The organism is Roseburia sp. 1XD42-69 (assembly GCF_003612565.1).
Taxonomy (GTDB): domain Bacteria; phylum Bacillota; class Clostridia; order Lachnospirales; family Lachnospiraceae; genus Roseburia_B.
This window is the reverse complement of the sequence record NZ_RAZG01000052.1, coordinates 1-17,712: the sequence shown is the minus strand read 5'-3', so window position 1 is coordinate 17,712 and position 17,712 is coordinate 1. Positions and strand designations below refer to the sequence as shown.

The following is a 17,712-nucleotide window of genomic DNA, read 5'->3' as shown; positions in this document are numbered from 1 at the left end:
ATATTTTTTCATTATATAACACAATCCTGCTCTTTTGGGGAGTGGAGTTATTGGATTTCGCTGTAAAGGAGAACATATGAAAAAGCTTTATTCACTTGCCTTAGAGCAAAAGGAGGATGCGAAACACGGGGAAACTTTTTTTCCGGTGCAAAAATATCTGACCCGCCTTGACAGGGACTATCCTGTGGTAACTACCCACTGGCATGAGGAGGCGGAACTTACATTCATTAAAAAAGGGCAGGGTGCATATCAGATTGATTTGGTGGATTATAAGGTAAAAGAAGGAGATATTTTATTTGTTCCGCCATTGCTTCTCCATTCTATTTCCATAGAGGAGGATGAGGAAATTTTGTCGGAAACCTACGTGTTTCATATGAATTTTCTGGGGGGAAATGCCACGGATATCTGCTCCACTCGGTATCTTACACCTGTTATGAACCAGGAGATTTTTATGCCCTGCCTGATTACAAAAGAGCATCCGGTTTACGTTTCATTGGAAAAAATTTTTCATCAGATTGCTTCCCTTTACGACCAGGAGATTTTCGGATATGAACTGGCCTTAAAGTCTCTTTTTTTACAGGCCGTGTTTTTACTGCTCCAGTACAGCAGAGAAAATGTATCCATTGCCAGGGGGTCTTCGGAAAAACTGAAAAGTGTGCTGGATTACATCGAGCTGCATTACAGTGAGGCAATTTTGATAGCGGATCTGGCAAGTCTGTGCTATTTCAGCGAGTATCATTTTATGCGATTTTTTAAAAAGCACATGAGCATGACCTGCGTGGAATACATAAATAATCTGCGTCTTGAAAAGGCGGTGGAATTATTCGAGCAGGGGGAGACATCTATTCTGGAAGTTTCACTGTCGGTGGGATTTCGCAATCTTTCTTATTTTCACAGGGCCTTTAAGAAAAAGTATCACATGACGCCATTGTCTTTTATCAAGGAGCTTCGGCAGTAATATAAAAGGTTTTTGATAGACAGAATCGCTTTGGAGATGCTGAATGTATTATGGAAATACGGCAAAACCATTTCTGGTCGTTTGGTGCAGTCCGGGTTTAATATATCAAAGTTAATGGATAAAATGTCAAAGGAAGAAACTTTGCAGGCTATGAAGGATATCCGTTTGCAATATGGGGATTCCGTTATTGTGGAGTTCTCAGGAGACGGGATGGCTGCTCTTGTGGAAGGCAAGGGCGCAGTAGATGCTGCCGTAACGCCGGAGCAAAAGGAAGCGCAGAAGACAAAGAATGAGGCATTCCAAAAGGAAATTAAGTATAATGACAACTCTTTAGAAACAGTGGAAGGCGAATATCTATTGCATGGAATAAAACGCATTGAGACTACAAATGTTCCGGACATGATGCGGACTATGGATAGGGAAGCATACTCTGAATATGAGAAAACATTGAAAAGGAATGACGGCGGCGTTAGTTCCCTGAAGTATCTCATAAACTGGTATACAGGTGCAGTGGAAAAGAATCCTTCTCTGGTCGCGGAATATGAAAAACAGTTGAAGTTCAGCCGTAATATTTAGGAATATAAAGAGCTGATATCTGAATATAAGGCATTAGCGGAAAAATAAATCCTGCGGGTCTTTAAAAGTCCGGCCGTCTATTTTATAATAAAAAGAAAAACCAGACAATACCCAGGAGAAAACATATGAAATTAACCAGCGTTTTAGGACAAAAAAGAATTACCCTTTCCTTTGAAGTATTTCCGCCGAAAGCGGACTTAGATTTTGAGAGCGTCAGGCAGGCAGCCTTTCAGGTGGCAAAGCTTGGGCCGGACTATATGAGCGTCACCTACGGCGCAGGGGGCAGTACCAGGGATAACACCCTTGCCCTTGCAGAGGACATACAGAAAGAATACGGTGTGACAGCGATTGCACATCTCACCTGTGTAGGCGCCACAAAAGATTCTATCCAAGAAGCGCTTCGGGATATGAGGCACTCCGGCATTGAAAATATCCTTGCCCTTCGGGGGGATAGGCCCCAGTGGATGGAGCAGGAACCTTTTACGGATTATCACTATGCCTCGGATTTGGTGGCAGCCATAAAGGAGTTTGGAGGATTTTGTATCGGTGGTGCATGTTATCCTGAGGGGCATCCAGACGCAGCAAACAAAAAAGAGGATATATTAAATCTTAAGAAAAAAGTGGACGCAGGCTGTGAGTTTCTCACCACCCAGATGTTTTTTGACAACAATATTTACTATAATTTTTTGTACAGGGTGCGAAGCGCCGGGATAGAAGTTCCGGTTATCCCTGGAATTATGCCCATTAGCCGGGCGTCTCAGGTAAAGAATGCCATACGTCTCTCAGGCTGCAATATGCCGGAGCGGTTTAAAAATATTGTGGACAGGTTCGGCACAAATAAAGATGCAATGATGCAGGCGGGAATTATCTACGCTTCGGAACAGATTATCGACTTAATCGCAAACGGTGTCAACAATATCCATATTTACTCTATGAACCATGCAAATGTGGTGAGGGGCATTATGGAAAATCTTTCGGAAATTGTAATGGTATGATTGTGCAATATTTTAAATATTCTTTCTTATTATGCCGATATATAATAAAGGAACTTTATTAACATTTGTTGGAGAAATGGATTTTTCCAGCAGGCTCAAAGGATCAAGGAGGACGAATTATGAGTTTAATTTCCGATGTTGTATCATCTGCCCAGGCCCAGGCAAAACAGGTTAAGGCGGAAGACACAAAAAACACAGCCAAAAAGTCTAATGTGAAAGGCAAAACCGTAGGCGAGCCGAAACTTAGTGACAAGGCGGCAAAATATTACGAAGATTTGAAAAAGAAGTATTCAGGCATGGAATTTATTCTTGTGAGCAGGGACCAGAAGGCATTTGCTCAGTCGCAGGCAGCAAGTTATGCCAATCCGGCTAAAATGGTGGTTCTTATTGATGAGGATAAAATCGAGCGCATGGCAACGGATGAGAGTTACAGGAAGCAGTATGAGGGAATTATTGCTAATGCGGCCAGCGGCATGTCCCAGCTCTCCAAAAGCCTTTCTGGAAATTCCAGCGTGAAGGGATATGGCATGAAGGTAAACGGCAACGGGACAGCTTCTTTCTTTGCTGTGATTGACAAGTCCCTGGCAGCCCAGAGAAAGCGGATTGAAAAGAAGGCCCAGGAGAAAAAAGAGGCCAAAAAAGCAGAGGAGAAAAGGGCGAAAAAGAAGGAGCAGCAGGAAAAGCTGGAAGAATCCTGGAAAAAGGATTCCGGAAAAACGGAAAACTTGTATGATGAAGATACGGTGACGGTTCAGGCTTCCTCCATTGAGGAGCTGTTAAAGAAGATTAACGACGTAACTTTTGAGAGCATGAGCGATTATGCCCGGACAGAGGAGGAGAAGAAAATCGGACAGTCTTTTGATTTCTCTATTTAAGTTCATTTTTTTCTGTAAGTAGTTCAGTATTTGCCGAAAAATCATTATTTTAGTATAAAACCTTGAAGATTGGTATAATGTCATGCTATAATACATTTGTGCGAAATTTATACGCATACTATTGATGTATGTCTTATACATCAGGGCAAAACTATTATAATGGCCGGCAGATACTGGCCGGGGAACGGAGGAACAAATGGATTTAAATTTAAGACCGGAGAAAGATTGCAAATTTGATGCGGTGTCACTGGGGGAGGTTATGCTGCGTCTTGACCCAGGGGAGGGCAGAATTCGTACAGCCAGGTCTTTCCGGGCGTGGGAAGGCGGCGGAGAATACAATGTAGTCCGGGGCTTGAGAAGGTGCTTTGGAATGAAAACCGCTGTAATTACTGCATTTGCAGACAATGAAGTAGGTATGCTCATGGAAGATTTTATTCTTCAGGGTGGTGTGGACACTTCTCTGATTAAGTGGATGAAAACAGATGGAATCGGCAGGGTGTGCCGCAACGGAATTAATTTTACGGAGAGAGGATTTGGTATCCGGGGGGCAGTAGGATGCTCTGACCGCGCAAATACCGCAATTTCCAAGGCAACGCCTAAAGATTTTGATTTTGACTATATTTTTGGGGAGCTGGGAGCCCGGTGGCTACATACTGGGGGAATTTATGCAGCTCTTTCCGAGCAGTCCTGTGAGACGGTTATCGCAGCCATTAAGGCGGCGAAAAAGTACGGCACCATCGTGTCCTACGATTTGAATTACCGCCCTTCCATGTGGAGTGCTATCGGCGGCCAGGCTAAGGCCCAGGAGGTAAATAAAGAGATTGCCAAATATGTGGATGTTATGATTGGCAACGAGGAGGATTTTACCGCATGCCTAGGCTTTGAAATCGAGGGCAACGACGAGAACTTAAAAGAATTAAATCTGGATGGATATAAAAAGATGATAAACGAAGCCGCAAAAGCTTATCCTAACTTTAAGGCAGTGGCAACTACCTTAAGGGAGGTTAAGACGGCTACTGTAAATGACTGGAGCGCCATCTGCTGGGCAGAGGGGGAAGTTTACAAGGCAAAGGATTATAAGGGGCTTGAAATCATGGACCGTGTAGGCGGAGGGGATTCCTTTGCATCGGGCCTTGTTTACGGACTGATGACCACAGGGGATGCCCAAGCGGCAGTGAACTATGGTGCAGCCCATGGGGCTTTGGCTATGACAACCCCGGGAGATACCACAATGGCCAGCAAAAAAGAAGTGGAGGCTATTATGGGAGGCGCAGGCGCCAGGGTTCAAAGATAGTTAAAGTTAAAAAACTGGAAAATTATTCCTCTCTTTCGACAATATCCGCAGAGGTCTTGGCTTATGATGTTCTTAAAAAAGAGAACGGAGGAGAGCGGGACTATGAAAAAGAGGATATTGTTGGAACAGAAACTGTTGTTTGCCAAGGAGCTGGTGCGCAGGCAGAGCACAGCGGAGGACGCCAAGGCATTTGAGGATATTTTGATTATCAATGACCTGTATGTAAAAAAGGGGGACAGCAGTTTTAATCCCTTCCGGGAGGACGACAGGGTTCGCAGGGAATATCCCATTATTGAGCTGCTGGAAATCTGGAATAAAAATAAAATCTGCAGCGGCGAAAGGCGGGAATTTGATTTTTTAAACCGGCTGGAAAATGATATGTTTGGGATTTTTGTGGATGTGCTTTTAAAACATGGAATGATAAAAGACTACAAGGAAATGGTGGTTGCTTAAGCAGCCGCCATTTCCTTATAATGGACAAAATGAATACTGCTTTACAAGCTAGGACTTTTTGACTATAATATAATTAGCTTATGGATAAGGGGAACGAATATGAGAAAAAAACATATCAGCATGGCATTGGGAATAGTCTTAACTGCGTCTTTTTTCAGCGGGTGCAGCGGAAAACTGACGGACCCCAGGCATCCTTTGTCACTTACGGTGTGGCATTATTATAACGGCTCCCAGCAGGAAGCTTTTCAGGGGCTGGTGGAGGAGTTTAACAATACGGTTGGAAAGGATATGGGGATTCATGTCCAGTGCATGAGTAAGGGCTCCGTGAGTGAGTTAGAGCAGGCAGTTCAGGATTCCCTGGAGGGAAAAGTCGGGGCGGATGAAGTGCCGGATATGTTTTCGGCTTATGCGGATACGGCGTATCTTATTGAGCAGCAGGGAAAACTTGCCAATATCTCAGATTATGTCACAGAGAAAGAATTGGCGGAATATGTGGATTCTTATATTAGAGAAGGATATATTGCAGAGGACGGAGGCCTTCGGATTTTTCCTGTGGCTAAATCTACGGAAGTTCTAATGATAAACCAAACGGACTGGCAGACATTTGCAGATGAAACGGGTGCTTCTATAGATGGGTTTTCTACTTTGGAGGGGATTGTGGATCTGGCGGAGGAGTACTACAACTGGACAGATGCCCTAACCCCGGATATAGAGGGGGACGGCAAAGCCCTCTACGGCAGGGATTCTATGGCAAATTACTTTGTAATCGGGATGCGTCAGCAGGGCACGGAGATTTTTCAGGTGGAGGACGGGAAAGTGACGGTAAACGACGATAAAGAGAAAATCCGCCGCCTGTGGGACAATTATTATGTGCCTTATATCAAAGGCTACTTTGCAAGTTACGGTTCTTTTCGTTCCGATGATGTTAAGACAGGGGATTTGCTGGCCTACACAGGCTCCACGGCCTCCGCGATGTATTTCCCGGAGGAGATTGAGACAAGTGGGGGAAGTGTGCCTATTACATACAGTGTAATGTCTGCACCTATTTTGGAGGGAGGGGATTCCTTTGCCATTCAGCAGGGTGCGGGGATTGTTGTCACCAAATCGGAAAAAGCCAGGGAGTATGCCTCAGTGGAATTTTTAAAGTGGATGACCCAGGCGGGGCCTAATATCAGATTTGGATGCGAAGCGGGCTATCTGCCCGTTAAAAAAGATGCGGTTACCAGGGAAAAGCTGGATGATGTGATACAGGATAATCAAGTGCAGGTTTCTGACAAAATTTATGCATGTCTTTCCAATGTTCTGGACAATACAGAAAAAATGGAGTTATATGCCTGCCAGAGTTTTGGAGGAGCGTCAGAGGCCAGAAAGATTTTAGAGTATTCCCTCTCGGACAAGGCGGCTGAGGACAGGGAGCAGGTGCTTAAGGCTCTGGAGTCGGGCAGTTCTTTGGAGGAGGCCTGCCAGCCCTTCCTTACGGATGATACTTTTGATGTGTGGTACGAGACTTTTGACCATAGGCTTAAGGAGGCGGTTCAGTAAAAGTTACCTGTAGAAAAGAATACCGAAGGAGTGAGACAATGGGTGGACAAAGAAGAACTATGTTTCGTCTGCTGTTGATTCCATTGATATTAATTATTGCGGTGCAAAGTGCTTTTTCCTATGGAATGGTGTTTGTGACCAATACATTTAAAGTATTAAAGGATGATGCTGTGGGCACGATGACGCGTACTGTGGATAACAGGAGCGTGATTTTGGAAAATGATATGCTGCAGCGCTGGGCGGCTATCTGTCATGACACAGAATTATTGAACTTACAGTTGGAACAGTATTTTAAAGATTCCGGTACCAATATGGAAAAATTTCTCATTTCCGGCCAGCTTCAGGAGGAATATCTGGAGTATATCTTCGGGGAATGTGTGGATAAGGCACAGTATGGCATGGCGACAGGAGTTTTTGTAGTATTAGATAATCATATGGAAGGCGCTGAAAGCCATGAGGGCTTTTATGTGCATCATTCTGACATTTTGTCAAGCTCTTCCAACAAAGGGGAGCTTTTGATGGAGCGAGGAGACAAAGCATTAGCCAGGAGTAAGGATATTCCCCTGGATGTGCGTTGGACTTCTAATTTTGAACTGATGCCTGAGGGCAGCAGGGAAGCAGATGATTTTTTTTACCAGCCCTTAAAAGCGGGGAAAGAGAATCCTGGCGCGGATCCGGTAAATTTAGGTTACTGGTCACCATCTTTCGTGCTGGAAGATGAGGCTCAGAATACATACCGCAGAATTACCTATTCCGTACCGTTAATTTATGATGATGTGGTATATGGTGTGGTTGGAATAGAGATTTCTCTGGATTATCTCAACACTTATTTTAATCTGGAAGAATTAAATACAAATGACCATACGGGGTATGCGGTGGCTATCCGAAAGGAGGATAAGGGATATACTTTAGTCTCAGGCAAAGGAACCTTATACCATTTTATCCAGGAGGGTGAGGCAGAATATCACAAGACGGAGTATGACAATTTTTACGAGATGACAGATTCATCCGGGCTGCGTCTCTGTGTGGTGTCCAGCAGTCTTGACTTATATGGGAGCAATGCGCCCTATGAGAATACGGACTGGATTTTAGTGGGTTTAAATTCCAGGAAGAATGTGTTTGGGCTGTACCAGCGCATGTATTCTTACATGGGATTTGCGCTTCTCGCAGGGATGGCTTTTGGAATGGTGATTCTCTATGTAGTGCTGAAAAAGCTGTTACAGCCCTTTGGCAATCTTATGAACTGTATTGAGCAGGGCACAGACGGCATTGCGGCTTACAGGAGGTCAAACATTGAGGAGATTGAGAATCTCTATGATGTGATTTCTGATTTAACCACAAGGCAGAAGCTGATTAATGAGAGGCTTTTGGAAGAGAAAGAGCGCTACCGCCTGGCTATGGACGGCAGTGATGATATTTTTATCACTTATGAATTTAAAACGGCAAGGCTGGAAGTACACAACCATCAGATGAAAGTTGGGAAAAAGGACTGCAGCAGGATTGCCGACAGAATCGGTTTTTTCAGCAGAGAGGATATTTACTGGGAAGACCAGGAGCTTTTGGAAGAGCAGTTTGAAAAGACGGACGGGGGATTCGATATTGAGTTCCGTCTAAAATCAGATTCCTGGGAGGGATACCGCTGGCATAGTTTAAAGGGAACTGTGATAAAGAGGGAGGATGGGGATAATCCCCGTCTGGTGGGCACCATTAAAAACATCCATGAGAGGAAGCTTTTTGAGATTGCCCAGCAGAATAAGGCGGTGTACGATACCCTCACCGGGCTTTATACAAAAACTGCTGGAATAGAGCGCATTATGCAGTGCAGGAAAGAGGAGTCCAACGGGATTTTCCTCTATATACAGATTGCGTGGAAAACGGGACTGGACCGTTTGTATGGGCGGAACTTTAAAGATTTAATACTGGAGGAGTTTGGAAACTGGCTGCGGGAATATTCTGCCCTGCCGGAGGATAACAGTGAAATTTATGTAATTATGCGGGCTGGGGACAGCGAATTTCTTGCGTGGATTCCAGGGACGGATAAAGATGAGGCAAACGCTTTTGGGGAATATATAAAACAGCAGGGGGAAAGTATATTTAACAGCAGAGAAAATTTGCTGACAGTCAATACATTTCAAAGGGCAAAAGATGCCGGTACAGAAGATACGCGGCGGGCTGTGGAAGAGCTTTTATATGAATTTTCCCCTTCTCCCATTGTCTCTTCCGGCAATGACGTGAAGTCCAACATGCTCTCTTTGGTGTTGAATATATTTGATAAAGGCGGAAATTTTGAAGTAAAAATGGATGTTCTTTTGCGGAAACTTGGAAATTTTTATCAGGCAAAAGATGTGCTGCTGCTTATGATAAACCAGAGTTTTTCTACAATATATCCAGAGTATCAGTGGCATAAGCATGGGGAGGTTGTGGATTACAACGATAAGGTACGCTGTAACGAAGGGGAACTTTTGGCTTATGAAGAGACCTTAAAACAGGGAATGGGAGCCATGTTTATTCCAAGTGGGGAAAGGGAAAGCGTCTTTGCAGGTCTGAATTCTTTTATCAGGGAAGGAAGCTGTTTTATCGTTCCTCTGGTAGATAACGGGGCATTAATTGGCTTTTTGTGCCTTCTGGATTTGGAGGAAGAGGGGCTTTTGGTTTCTGAAACGGGAAAAGAGCTTCGGGAGATTGCAAGTATTATCCAGAACCGTTTGAATACGGAAAAACATGACGTGGCAAGCAAGGCAAAAACGGAGTTTATGTCCAAAATGTCCCATGAGATCAGGACGCCTATGAATGGTATTATCGGAATGACGGAAATTGCCTTAAAGAGGGGGCAGACCAGAGAAAGGATAGAGGATTGTCTCTTAAAAATCCGCAGATCGTCCCAGAATCTTATGAAAATCATCAGCAGGATTTTAGATATGTCCAGCATGGAGAGCGGCAGGCTGACTTTAGAGCCAGGGGATTTTGATATGACGGAAATGTTGGAAAATATCAGTCAGTTCATTATGCCTCAGGCCCGGGAAAAGGGTTTGGAATTTGAAATTTCCAGCGATTTGCAGAATACCTGGCTGGTAGGGGATGAGGCAAGGCTGTGCCAGATACTTTTAAATCTCCTGGGAAATGCAATAAAATTTACCGAACCGGGGGGCAGGGTCTCTTTAACTGCAAAGACGATTTCTGTGAAAGACAAGGCAAATACAATTTATTTTGAGGTAAAAGATAACGGAAGAGGCATCAGTGCCGAAGACCAGCAGAGGATTTTTAACTCTTTTGAACAGGCTTTGGGCAGCCATGAGTCGGCCATGAGCACAGGTGTGGGGCTGGGTCTTACAGTGAGCAGCCGCCTGGTACACCTTATGGGAGGTGAGATTGAGGTTGAGAGTGCTCCGGGAAAGGGCAGTACCTTCCGGTTCTCCATAACTATGGATTTGGGGGAGGAGCATAAGCCCAAAGAAGCAGGCCCGGTTTCCTTTGAAGGATTTCGTGTCCTGGTGGTGGAAGATAATGAGCTCAATGCAGAGATTATCTGCGAGCTTTTAGAGGAGAGCAGCTTTACCGTAGACGTGGTGTTTGACGGAAAACAGGCGGTGGAGCGTCTGGAAAATACCCCGGAGGATACCTATGACGTGGTGCTTATGGATATAATGATGCCTGTGATGGACGGCATGGAGGCCACCAGTGCAATACGCCATTCTAAGCGCCAGGATTTAAGGGAAATTCCGATTGTGGCTGTATCCGCCAATGCTTTTGACGAGGATATGGAAAAGTCACTGGAGTGCGGCATGAACGGGTATCTGTCCAAGCCGGTAAACATGGATTTATTGCTGACTACTTTGGAGCATATCTTGTTTCAAGACTCTTAGAAAAAATAAATTTAAATATAATATAAGTCCACAATAAGGCAGAGCTTAATTGTGGACTTAATTTTTTGCTGATTTCTTATGGATAAAGAGTTCTATTACAGGATATCCCTTATTTGCAGGCAGTAAGAGCCTGGGCCAAATCCGCAATCAAATCTTCTTTATCTTCAATGCCGCAGCTAATGCGGATTAACTCCGCCGGAACCCCGGCTTCTTTTAACTGCTCATCATTCATCTGCCTATGGGTGCTGGTGGCTGGATTCAGGCAGCAGGTTCTGGCGTCAGCTACATGGGTTTCGATAGCGGCAATTTTTAACTCTTTCATAAAGGCTTCCGCTGCAGCCCTTCCCCCCTTTAAGCCAAAAGATACCACACCGCAGCTTCCTTTGGGAAGATATTTTTTTGCCAGTTCATGGTAGGCGTCTCCTGGCAGGTCACAGTAGTTCACATAGGCAACTTTCGGATGTCCCGATAAAAATTCTGCCACAGCCAGTCCGTTTTCACAGTGCCGCTGCATCCGCACATGAAGGCTTTCTAAACCTAAATTTAAGATAAAAGCATTCTGGGGGCTTTGGATAGAGCCTAAGTCCCGCATAAGCTGTGTGGTACATTTCGTAATAAATGCCCCCTCTAGGCCGAAGCGCTCTACATAAGTGACGCCGTGGTAACTCTCGTCGGGAGTACAGAGGCCAGGGTATTTGTCTGCATGGGCTTTCCAGTCAAATTTTCCGCTGTCCACAATGGCGCCCCCTACCGCTGCCCCGTGACCGTCCATATATTTTGTGGTGGAGTGGGTGACAATGTCTGCACCCCACTCAAAAGGACGGCAGTTTACAGGGGTTGCAAAAGTGTTGTCCACAACCAAAGGAACTCCGTGGGCGTGGGCAGCTTTTGCAAATTTTTCAATATCCAAAACCGTAAGGGCAGGGTTTGCAATGGTCTCCCCGAACATTGCCTTTGTGTTTTCCTTAAAAGCTGCGTTTAATTCTTCCTCTGTTGCTGTAGGTGGAACAAATGTCACGTCGATTCCCATGCGCTTCATGGTGACGGCAATAAGGTTGTAGGTTCCGCCGTAAATGGAGCTGGAAGATACGATGTGATCCCCGCACTGGCAGATGTTAAACAGTGCGAAAAAGTTGGCAGCCTGTCCGCTGCTGGTGAGCATGGCGGCAGTTCCGCCTTCCATCTGTGCGATTTTGGCAGCCACAAAGTCGTTGGTAGGGTTTTGCAGCCGTGTGTAAAAATAGCCGCTGGCCTCCAAATCAAATAATTTTCCCATATCTTCACTGGTGTCGTATTTAAAGGTAGTGCTTTGTATAATGGGAATCTGCCGTGGTTCCCCGTTGCCAGGGGTGTATCCTCCCTGGACGCAGGTTGTACTAATTTTCATAAATAAGTGTCCTCCTGAAATTTAATAATTATAATATGGCTATTTCTATTCTAATATAAAAATAGAGAAATGCAAAGACATAAGTGTTTGACGGTTTTGTATCAAACTGTTTTTCTGATAGCAGGCATGCCAGGGCAAAGGGGCTTACTTTAGTGACCAACAATACGAGACAGTTTAGCCGTGTAGAGGATTTGTTTGTAGAAAACTGGGTACAGGAATAACGCCGCAGTGCTGGCATACGGCGAAAAAAGCCGGAAAGCGGAAGAAAAAACTTGACAAATAAAATTTTGTGGCTAAAATAATACACATAAAAACTTCATGAAGAGCACAGCGATGAAGGGGAACAGTAAAGCAGCGCCAATCCCAAGAGAGAAGGTAACATGGTGGAATATCTTCGTTTGAACCTGTTTGAACCCGCCCCCAAGCTTTCATAGAGATATGACGTATTCCGTCGTTACCGGAAAAGAGAGCATATATGCATAATATATGAATCAGGGTGGTACCGCCGGAGAGATTCGGTCCTTGTAGGACAAATCTCCCCGGCGTTTTTATGTGCAGGCCCCATATGGAAGTTTAACGCTAATGCGGTATGCGGGCCCCGCGGCGGGCAGGGGGAAGTTTCCCCTGCCCCATTGCACACGTCATCTAAATGAAATGTCAGCAAGCCAGAAAATCAGAAAGGAGCCAGGTTATGGCAAAAGAAAAGAAATTAGTGGAAGCAATCACCTCCATGGAGGAAAATTTTGCACAGTGGTACACAGATGTGGTGAAAAAGGCGGAGTTAATCGATTACTCCTCTGTGAAGGGGTGTATGATTATCAAGCCCGACGGCTATGCAATTTGGGAGAATATCCAAAAAGAGCTGGATGCCCGGTTTAAAGAGACAGGGGTGGAAAATGTATATATGCCCATGTTTATACCGGAAAGCCTTTTAAACAAAGAGAAAGACCATGTGGAAGGCTTTGCCCCGGAGGTGGCCTGGGTGACTCACGGCGGGTTAAATCCCCTGCAGGAGCGGCTCTGCGTCCGTCCTACCTCAGAGACGTTATTCTGCGATTTTTATAAAAACCTGATTCAGTCCTACCGGGATTTGCCAAAGGTTTACAACCAGTGGTGTTCCGTGGTGCGGTGGGAGAAGGAGACAAGGCCATTCCTGCGCTCCAGGGAATTTTTGTGGCAGGAGGGACACACCGCCCACGCCACGGCGGAGGAAGCAGAAGAGCGGACGGTTCAGATGCTGAATGTCTATGCGGATTTCTGTGAGGAAGTGCTGGCAATGCCTGTGATCCGGGGGCAGAAGACGGAGAAGGAAAAATTTGCAGGGGCGGAGGCCACCTATACCATTGAGGCTTTAATGCACGACGGAAAAGCCCTGCAGTCCGGCACCAGCCACAATTTTGGGGACGGTTTTGCCAAAGCCTTCGGCATTCAGTATACAGATAAGGACAATAAGCTTCAGTATGTGCATCAGACCTCCTGGGGCTTAAGCACCCGTTTAATCGGGGGCATTATCATGGTACACGGGGACGATTCCGGCCTGGTGCTTCCTCCAAGAATTGCCCCCACCCAGGTGATGGTGATTCCCATTATGCAGCATAAGGAAGGTGTTTTGGAGAAGGCCGGGGAAGTGAAAGAGGCATTAAAGAAAGGGGGAATCCGGGTGAAACTGGACGATACGGACAAGAGTCCCGGATGGAAATTTTCCGAGCAGGAGATGCGGGGCATCCCAATCCGTGTAGAGCTTGGGCCCAAAGATATAGAGGCAGGCCAGTGTGTGCTGGTGCGCAGGGACACTAGGGAAAAGACGGTGGTTTCTTTAGGAGAAGCGGCAGAAAAGGCCGGGGAACTTTTGGAGACTATTCAGAAGGATATGTTTGAGCGGGCAAAGAAGCACAGGGATTCCCATATTTATGACGCCCACAACTATGCAGAGTTTACCCAGACTGTGGAGAGCAAACAGGGCTTTATCCGGGGTATGTGGTGCGGTTCACAGGATTGCGAGGATAAGATAAAAGAGGATTATTCCGCTACGTCCCGGTGTATGCCCTTTACGGATCAGGAGAGAATTTCCGAAGTGTGTGTGTGCTGCGGAAAACCTGCAAAGAAACTGGTTTACTGGGGGAAAGCATATTAAATTTTAGGAGAGGATGTCTATGGATTATGGTTTCTTAAGCCTGCTGCCGCCCATTGTGGCTGTAGTCATGGCTATAAAAAGCAAAAACGTTATTTTGTCCCTGTTTTGCGGAGGTTTTGTAGGGGCTTTGATATTTGCCGGGGGAAATCCTTTTCTGGCAACAAAGTCTATCATTGGAGATTACTTTTTTGTTCAGCTTACAGATTCCTATAATGCGGGGGTAATCGTTTTAATCGTATTTATCGGGGGATTTATTAAGCTTATGGAGAAATCCGGCGGAGCCCAGGCATTTAGCAGGAGTGTGTACAAGTATGTAAATACCAGCTTAAAGGCACAGCTCTGTGCCTGGCTGGGAGGAATTTTGATTTTTTTCTCTGATTTGGGGACGCCGCTTTTGGTAGGCCCGGTTTTTCGGCCGCTCTTTGACAAGCTTAAGATTTCCAGGGAAAAGCTGGCGTGGATTTTGGACTCCACCTCATCTCCAGTGGCAATATTGATACCCTTTATCGGCTGGGGTGTGTATATTATGGGGCTGATTCGGGCGGAATTTGATAATTTAAGCATAGCCCAGTCGGATTACAGTACCTTTGTGGCGGCAATTCCCTTTCAGATTTATGCAATTCTGGCAATTATTATGATTCCGCTGGCTGCCTTTACGAAGAAAGATTTTTCCCAGATGAAAAAGGCGGAGGCAGAAGCCGCTTCCAGGGAAGATTCTTTTGAGGAACTGCCACAGCATACAGGAGAGGAGGGGAATCATTACAGCGCTTCCAATGCAAGGCCGGTTATGGTGATTGTGCCCATTCTTGTGGTGTTTGCAACCCTATTTCTCACACTGGCTCCTCTGGGATTTCCTTTCCAGAAAATAGACGGGAATGAATTTCGTGTGGCGCTGACCATGGGATATTTTTACGGAACGCTGGCTTTGATGATGTTTATCCTTATTTTTAAGGTGAAAACATTCCGGGATACCTTTAAGATTTATGTGGATGGAATGAAGGGAATGACAGATGTGGCGGTTACTTTGGTGCTGGCCTGGTCTTTAGGCAGTATGATCAGCGGCCTTGGCACTGCGGATTTTATCGTAAACGGACTTAAAAATATGAACTTTTATGGCGGCCTTGTGCCTGGGGCAATTTTTATATTCGGGGCCTTTGTATCCTTTTCTACGGGAAGTTCCTGGGGAACCTTTGCTATTATGATGCCCCTTGCCATTCCCATGGCCCATGCTTTTGGCATTCCCTATGCCATAGCTGTGGGAGCTGTTTTGTCCGGGGGACTGTTTGGGGATCACTGTTCTCCCATTTCAGATACCACGATTCTCTCCTCCACAGGGGCACAGTGTGATTTGGTTGACCATGTAAAGACTCAGCTCCCCTATGCCTGCGTGAACGGAGCCATTGCATTTACGGCATTTCTTTTTGCAGGGTTTACCAAAAGCCCCCTGGCTGTGGTTCTGGCGGCAGCACTTCTGTTTACGGTGATGATGGTATGGGGAAAGAAAAGCAAATGACGGGGGAAAAGATAAAGCTTCCCCGGAAAGTACAGCATATCATAGAGGCTTTAGAATCCGGCGGATACGAAGCCTATGCGGTGGGGGGGTGCATCCGGGACAGCCTTTTGGGGAGAAAGCCCCAGGACTGGGACATTACCACTTCTGCAAAGCCGGAAGAAGTTAAAAAAATATTTAAGAGAACGGTTGACACGGGAATCCAGCATGGAACTGTGACAGTTTTATTGGAGAATGAGGGATTTGAAGTTACGACCTACCGGATAGACGGAAAGTATGAGGACGGGAGACACCCAAAAGAAGTGGTGTTTACTCCGAACTTAAAAGAAGATTTAAAACGCCGGGATTTCACGGTAAACGCCATGGCCTACAGTGAAAAGGAAGGTTTGATTGACCTTTTTGACGGGGCCGGGGATTTGGAGAGAGGACGAATCCGCTGTGTGGGAGATGCAAAAGAGCGTTTTCGGGAGGATGCCCTTCGGATGATGCGGGCGGTGCGGTTTGGGGCCCAGCTTGGATTTTCTATTGAGGAAAATACAAAGAAGGCCATCCGGGCACTGGCTTCATCCCTCTCTAAAATCAGCGCAGAACGGATTCAGATGGAACTGGTAAAATTACTGGTTTCAGATAATCCCCAGGAGGTAAGGACCCTGTATGAGACAGGGCTTACGACAGTGTTTCTGCCGGAGTTTGACGCTATGATGGCAACAGAGCAGAATAACCCCCACCACAAATATACGGTGGGGGAGCACACCATTGTTTCCCTGACCCATGTGAGGGGGGAGAAAGTGCTGCGCCTTGCCATGTTGTTTCACGATGTGGCAAAACCTGTGTGCATTACAAGAGATGAGGAGGGAATCCATCATTTCCACGGCCATCCCGGGGTGGGAAGTGAAATGACAAGGAAAATATTAAGAAGGCTGAAATTTGACAATGACACGGTGCAGAGGGTGTGCGCCTTAGTGGCGGGGCATGACGATAATCCTCCCGCCACTTTAAGGAATGTGCGCCGGGCCATGGTGAGAATCGGCCCGGGGGCATTTCCCCATATATTTGAAGTCAAGCGGGCAGATATTTTAGCCCAGAGCAGTTTTAAGCAGCAGGAAAAACTTGAATACCTAAAAGAGTTTGAATCCTGTTACCGGGAGATTACAGAAAGCCGCCAGTGCCTGTCCATAAAGGAGCTTGCGGTGAACGGCAGGGACTTAATGGAGATTGGAATTCCGGCTGGCCCGGGGCTTGGAGAAGTTCTTTCCCATTTACTTGACCTTGTGATTGAGGAGCCTGAAAAAAATACCAGAGAATATCTCCTGCATACAGCAAAAGAATATAGCATACTTTAGGAATTCCCTTCATATGTTATACTCCAGAGCATACTTATTTGCCAAATGATTGCCGTACTTTTTGAAATGACAAGCGGATTATGGCAAATCATTTGTCTCACGGGTATAAATAGACGTAACAAATATTCATAAGAGTTACGAGGCATATGGAGGGGTTTTTGTGTATAATCGGGAAGAAGAAATTCTGGAACAGTATGAGATTGAGATTCGCAATACCACAAGAGGCAGAGGAGCATTTATTTGTGACACGGACAAGGGAACGATGCTGTTAAAAGAGTTTCGCGGGTCCAAAGAGCGGGCGGCATTTTTATATGATATATTGGAATTTTTATCCCGGGAAGGCTTTCTGGCGGAATCCATAGTCCCTACGAAAGAGGGGGAAATGCTCTCTAAGGACGAGGCGGAAGATAAGTATTATCTCTTGAAAAACTGGTATCCCGGAAAGGAATGTGATGTAAAAAGCAAGGAAGATATTCTGGCGGCGGTGAGAAAACTGGCAGGATTCCATAACCTGTGCCGTTATTACGAAAAGGATATTCCGCGTTTTTTGGCGGCGGAGGACGACGGCCTTCAGAAAGAATATGAAAAGCACAACCGGGAACTAAATAAAGTGAAAAACTATATCCGCAGTAAACACAAAAAAAATGAATTTGAAATGCTGTTTATGCAGATGTATGACAGCTATAAAAATCAGGCAATGGAAATGACGGAACAGTTAAAAGAGCAGCTTTCCTCCCTGCCGGTGGAGGATAAAAAGCAGATGTATGGCCTGTGCCACGGGG

General features: G+C 45.6%; 12 protein-coding genes, 1 pseudogene and 1 other annotated feature. Of the genes and pseudogenes, 12 read left to right on the top strand and 1 reads right to left on the bottom strand.

Annotation, left to right across the window (positions count from 1 at the left end):
* Positions 1-76: 76 nt before the first annotated feature.
* The 8 genes from D7Y06_RS18275 to D7Y06_RS18240 all read left to right on the top strand — a co-directional run bounded on the left by D7Y06_RS18275 (position 77) and on the right by D7Y06_RS18240 (position 10,556).
* Positions 77-958 (top strand): AraC family transcriptional regulator, encoded by an 882-nt coding sequence (locus D7Y06_RS18275; RefSeq protein WP_120409161.1) that lies wholly within the window; start codon positions 77-79, stop codon positions 956-958.
* A gap of 12 nt (positions 959-970) precedes the next feature.
* The gene (locus tag D7Y06_RS18270) at positions 971-1,534 is read left to right on the top strand and encodes a hypothetical protein (protein WP_120409160.1); all 564 of its coding nucleotides are present in this window, start codon (positions 971-973) and stop codon (positions 1,532-1,534) included.
* A gap of 125 nt (positions 1,535-1,659) precedes the next feature.
* Positions 1,660-2,529, top strand: a complete 870-nt coding sequence (gene metF, locus D7Y06_RS18265; protein ID WP_120409159.1) for a methylenetetrahydrofolate reductase [NAD(P)H] — start codon at positions 1,660-1,662, stop codon at positions 2,527-2,529.
* Positions 2,530-2,648: 119 nt separating this feature from the next.
* A complete protein-coding gene (locus tag D7Y06_RS18260) occupies positions 2,649-3,404 on the top strand; it encodes a DUF6033 family protein (RefSeq protein ID WP_120409158.1) in 756 nt (251 codons plus the stop codon).
* A 196-nt stretch (positions 3,405-3,600) separates the two neighbouring features.
* Complete coding sequence (locus tag D7Y06_RS18255; protein ID WP_120409157.1) at positions 3,601-4,698, top strand: sugar kinase; 1,098 nt, start codon at positions 3,601-3,603, stop codon at positions 4,696-4,698.
* Positions 4,699-4,800: 102 nt separating this feature from the next.
* Positions 4,801-5,151, top strand: a complete 351-nt coding sequence (locus D7Y06_RS18250) for a hypothetical protein (protein ID WP_147415712.1) — start codon at positions 4,801-4,803, stop codon at positions 5,149-5,151.
* 99 nt (positions 5,152-5,250) lie between these two features.
* Positions 5,251-6,693, top strand: coding sequence for an extracellular solute-binding protein (locus D7Y06_RS18245; RefSeq protein WP_120409155.1), 1,443 nt, complete (start codon positions 5,251-5,253; stop codon positions 6,691-6,693).
* Between the two features lie 38 nt (positions 6,694-6,731).
* Entirely contained in the window at positions 6,732-10,556 is a 3,825-nt protein-coding gene (locus D7Y06_RS18240) for an ATP-binding protein (RefSeq protein WP_120409154.1), read from the top strand.
* Between the two features lie 109 nt (positions 10,557-10,665).
* Here D7Y06_RS18240 and D7Y06_RS18235 read toward each other — a convergent pair whose 3' ends face one another.
* Positions 10,666-11,943 carry an O-acetylhomoserine aminocarboxypropyltransferase/cysteine synthase family protein gene (locus D7Y06_RS18235; protein ID WP_120409153.1) on the bottom strand — a complete coding sequence of 426 codons (1,278 nt, stop codon included), beginning with the start codon at positions 11,941-11,943 and terminating at the stop codon, positions 10,666-10,668.
* Positions 11,944-12,267: 324 nt separating this feature from the next.
* Positions 12,268-12,470, top strand: a binding site (T-box leader).
* A 164-nt stretch (positions 12,471-12,634) separates the two neighbouring features.
* Between D7Y06_RS18235 and proS the strand changes: the two genes are divergently transcribed.
* The 4 genes and pseudogenes from proS to D7Y06_RS18210 form a co-directional block, all read left to right on the top strand.
* On the top strand, positions 12,635-14,077 hold the full coding sequence (proS, locus tag D7Y06_RS18225; protein ID WP_120409169.1) for a proline--tRNA ligase: 1,443 nt from the start codon (positions 12,635-12,637) through the stop codon (positions 14,075-14,077).
* Positions 14,078-14,096: 19 nt separating this feature from the next.
* Positions 14,097-15,590 carry a Na+/H+ antiporter NhaC family protein gene (locus tag D7Y06_RS18220; RefSeq protein ID WP_120409152.1) on the top strand — a complete coding sequence of 498 codons (1,494 nt, stop codon included), beginning with the start codon at positions 14,097-14,099 and terminating at the stop codon, positions 15,588-15,590.
* Positions 15,569-16,930: a CCA tRNA nucleotidyltransferase gene (locus tag D7Y06_RS18215; protein ID WP_243119388.1), complete on the top strand. Its 1,362-nt coding sequence runs from the start codon at positions 15,569-15,571 to the stop codon at positions 16,928-16,930. Before D7Y06_RS18220 ends, D7Y06_RS18215 begins: the two co-directional genes overlap by 22 nt.
* Positions 16,931-17,090: 160 nt before the next feature.
* Positions 17,091-17,712 (top strand): annotated as a pseudogene (locus D7Y06_RS18210) (CotS family spore coat protein); the annotation flags it as partial.

Excerpts from the sequence above, each read along its gene's own strand:
- D7Y06_RS18240 (WP_120409154.1), top strand. The coding sequence starts at position 6,732 with ATGGGTGGACAAAGAAGAACTATGTTTCGTCTGCTGTTGATTCCATTG.
- D7Y06_RS18235 (WP_120409153.1), bottom strand. The coding sequence starts at position 11,943 with ATGAAAATTAGTACAACCTGCGTCCAGGGAGGATACACCCCTGGCAAC.
- proS (WP_120409169.1), top strand. The coding sequence starts at position 12,635 with ATGGCAAAAGAAAAGAAATTAGTGGAAGCAATCACCTCCATGGAGGAA.
- D7Y06_RS18255 (WP_120409157.1), top strand. The coding sequence starts at position 3,601 with ATGGATTTAAATTTAAGACCGGAGAAAGATTGCAAATTTGATGCGGTG.
- D7Y06_RS18275 (WP_120409161.1), top strand. The coding sequence starts at position 77 with ATGAAAAAGCTTTATTCACTTGCCTTAGAGCAAAAGGAGGATGCGAAA.
- D7Y06_RS18215 (WP_243119388.1), top strand. The coding sequence starts at position 15,569 with ATGGGGAAAGAAAAGCAAATGACGGGGGAAAAGATAAAGCTTCCCCGG.
- D7Y06_RS18245 (WP_120409155.1), top strand. The coding sequence starts at position 5,251 with ATGAGAAAAAAACATATCAGCATGGCATTGGGAATAGTCTTAACTGCG.
- metF (WP_120409159.1), top strand. The coding sequence starts at position 1,660 with ATGAAATTAACCAGCGTTTTAGGACAAAAAAGAATTACCCTTTCCTTT.
- D7Y06_RS18260 (WP_120409158.1), top strand. The coding sequence starts at position 2,649 with ATGAGTTTAATTTCCGATGTTGTATCATCTGCCCAGGCCCAGGCAAAA.
- D7Y06_RS18250 (WP_147415712.1), top strand. The coding sequence starts at position 4,801 with ATGAAAAAGAGGATATTGTTGGAACAGAAACTGTTGTTTGCCAAGGAG.
- D7Y06_RS18220 (WP_120409152.1), top strand. The coding sequence starts at position 14,097 with ATGGATTATGGTTTCTTAAGCCTGCTGCCGCCCATTGTGGCTGTAGTC.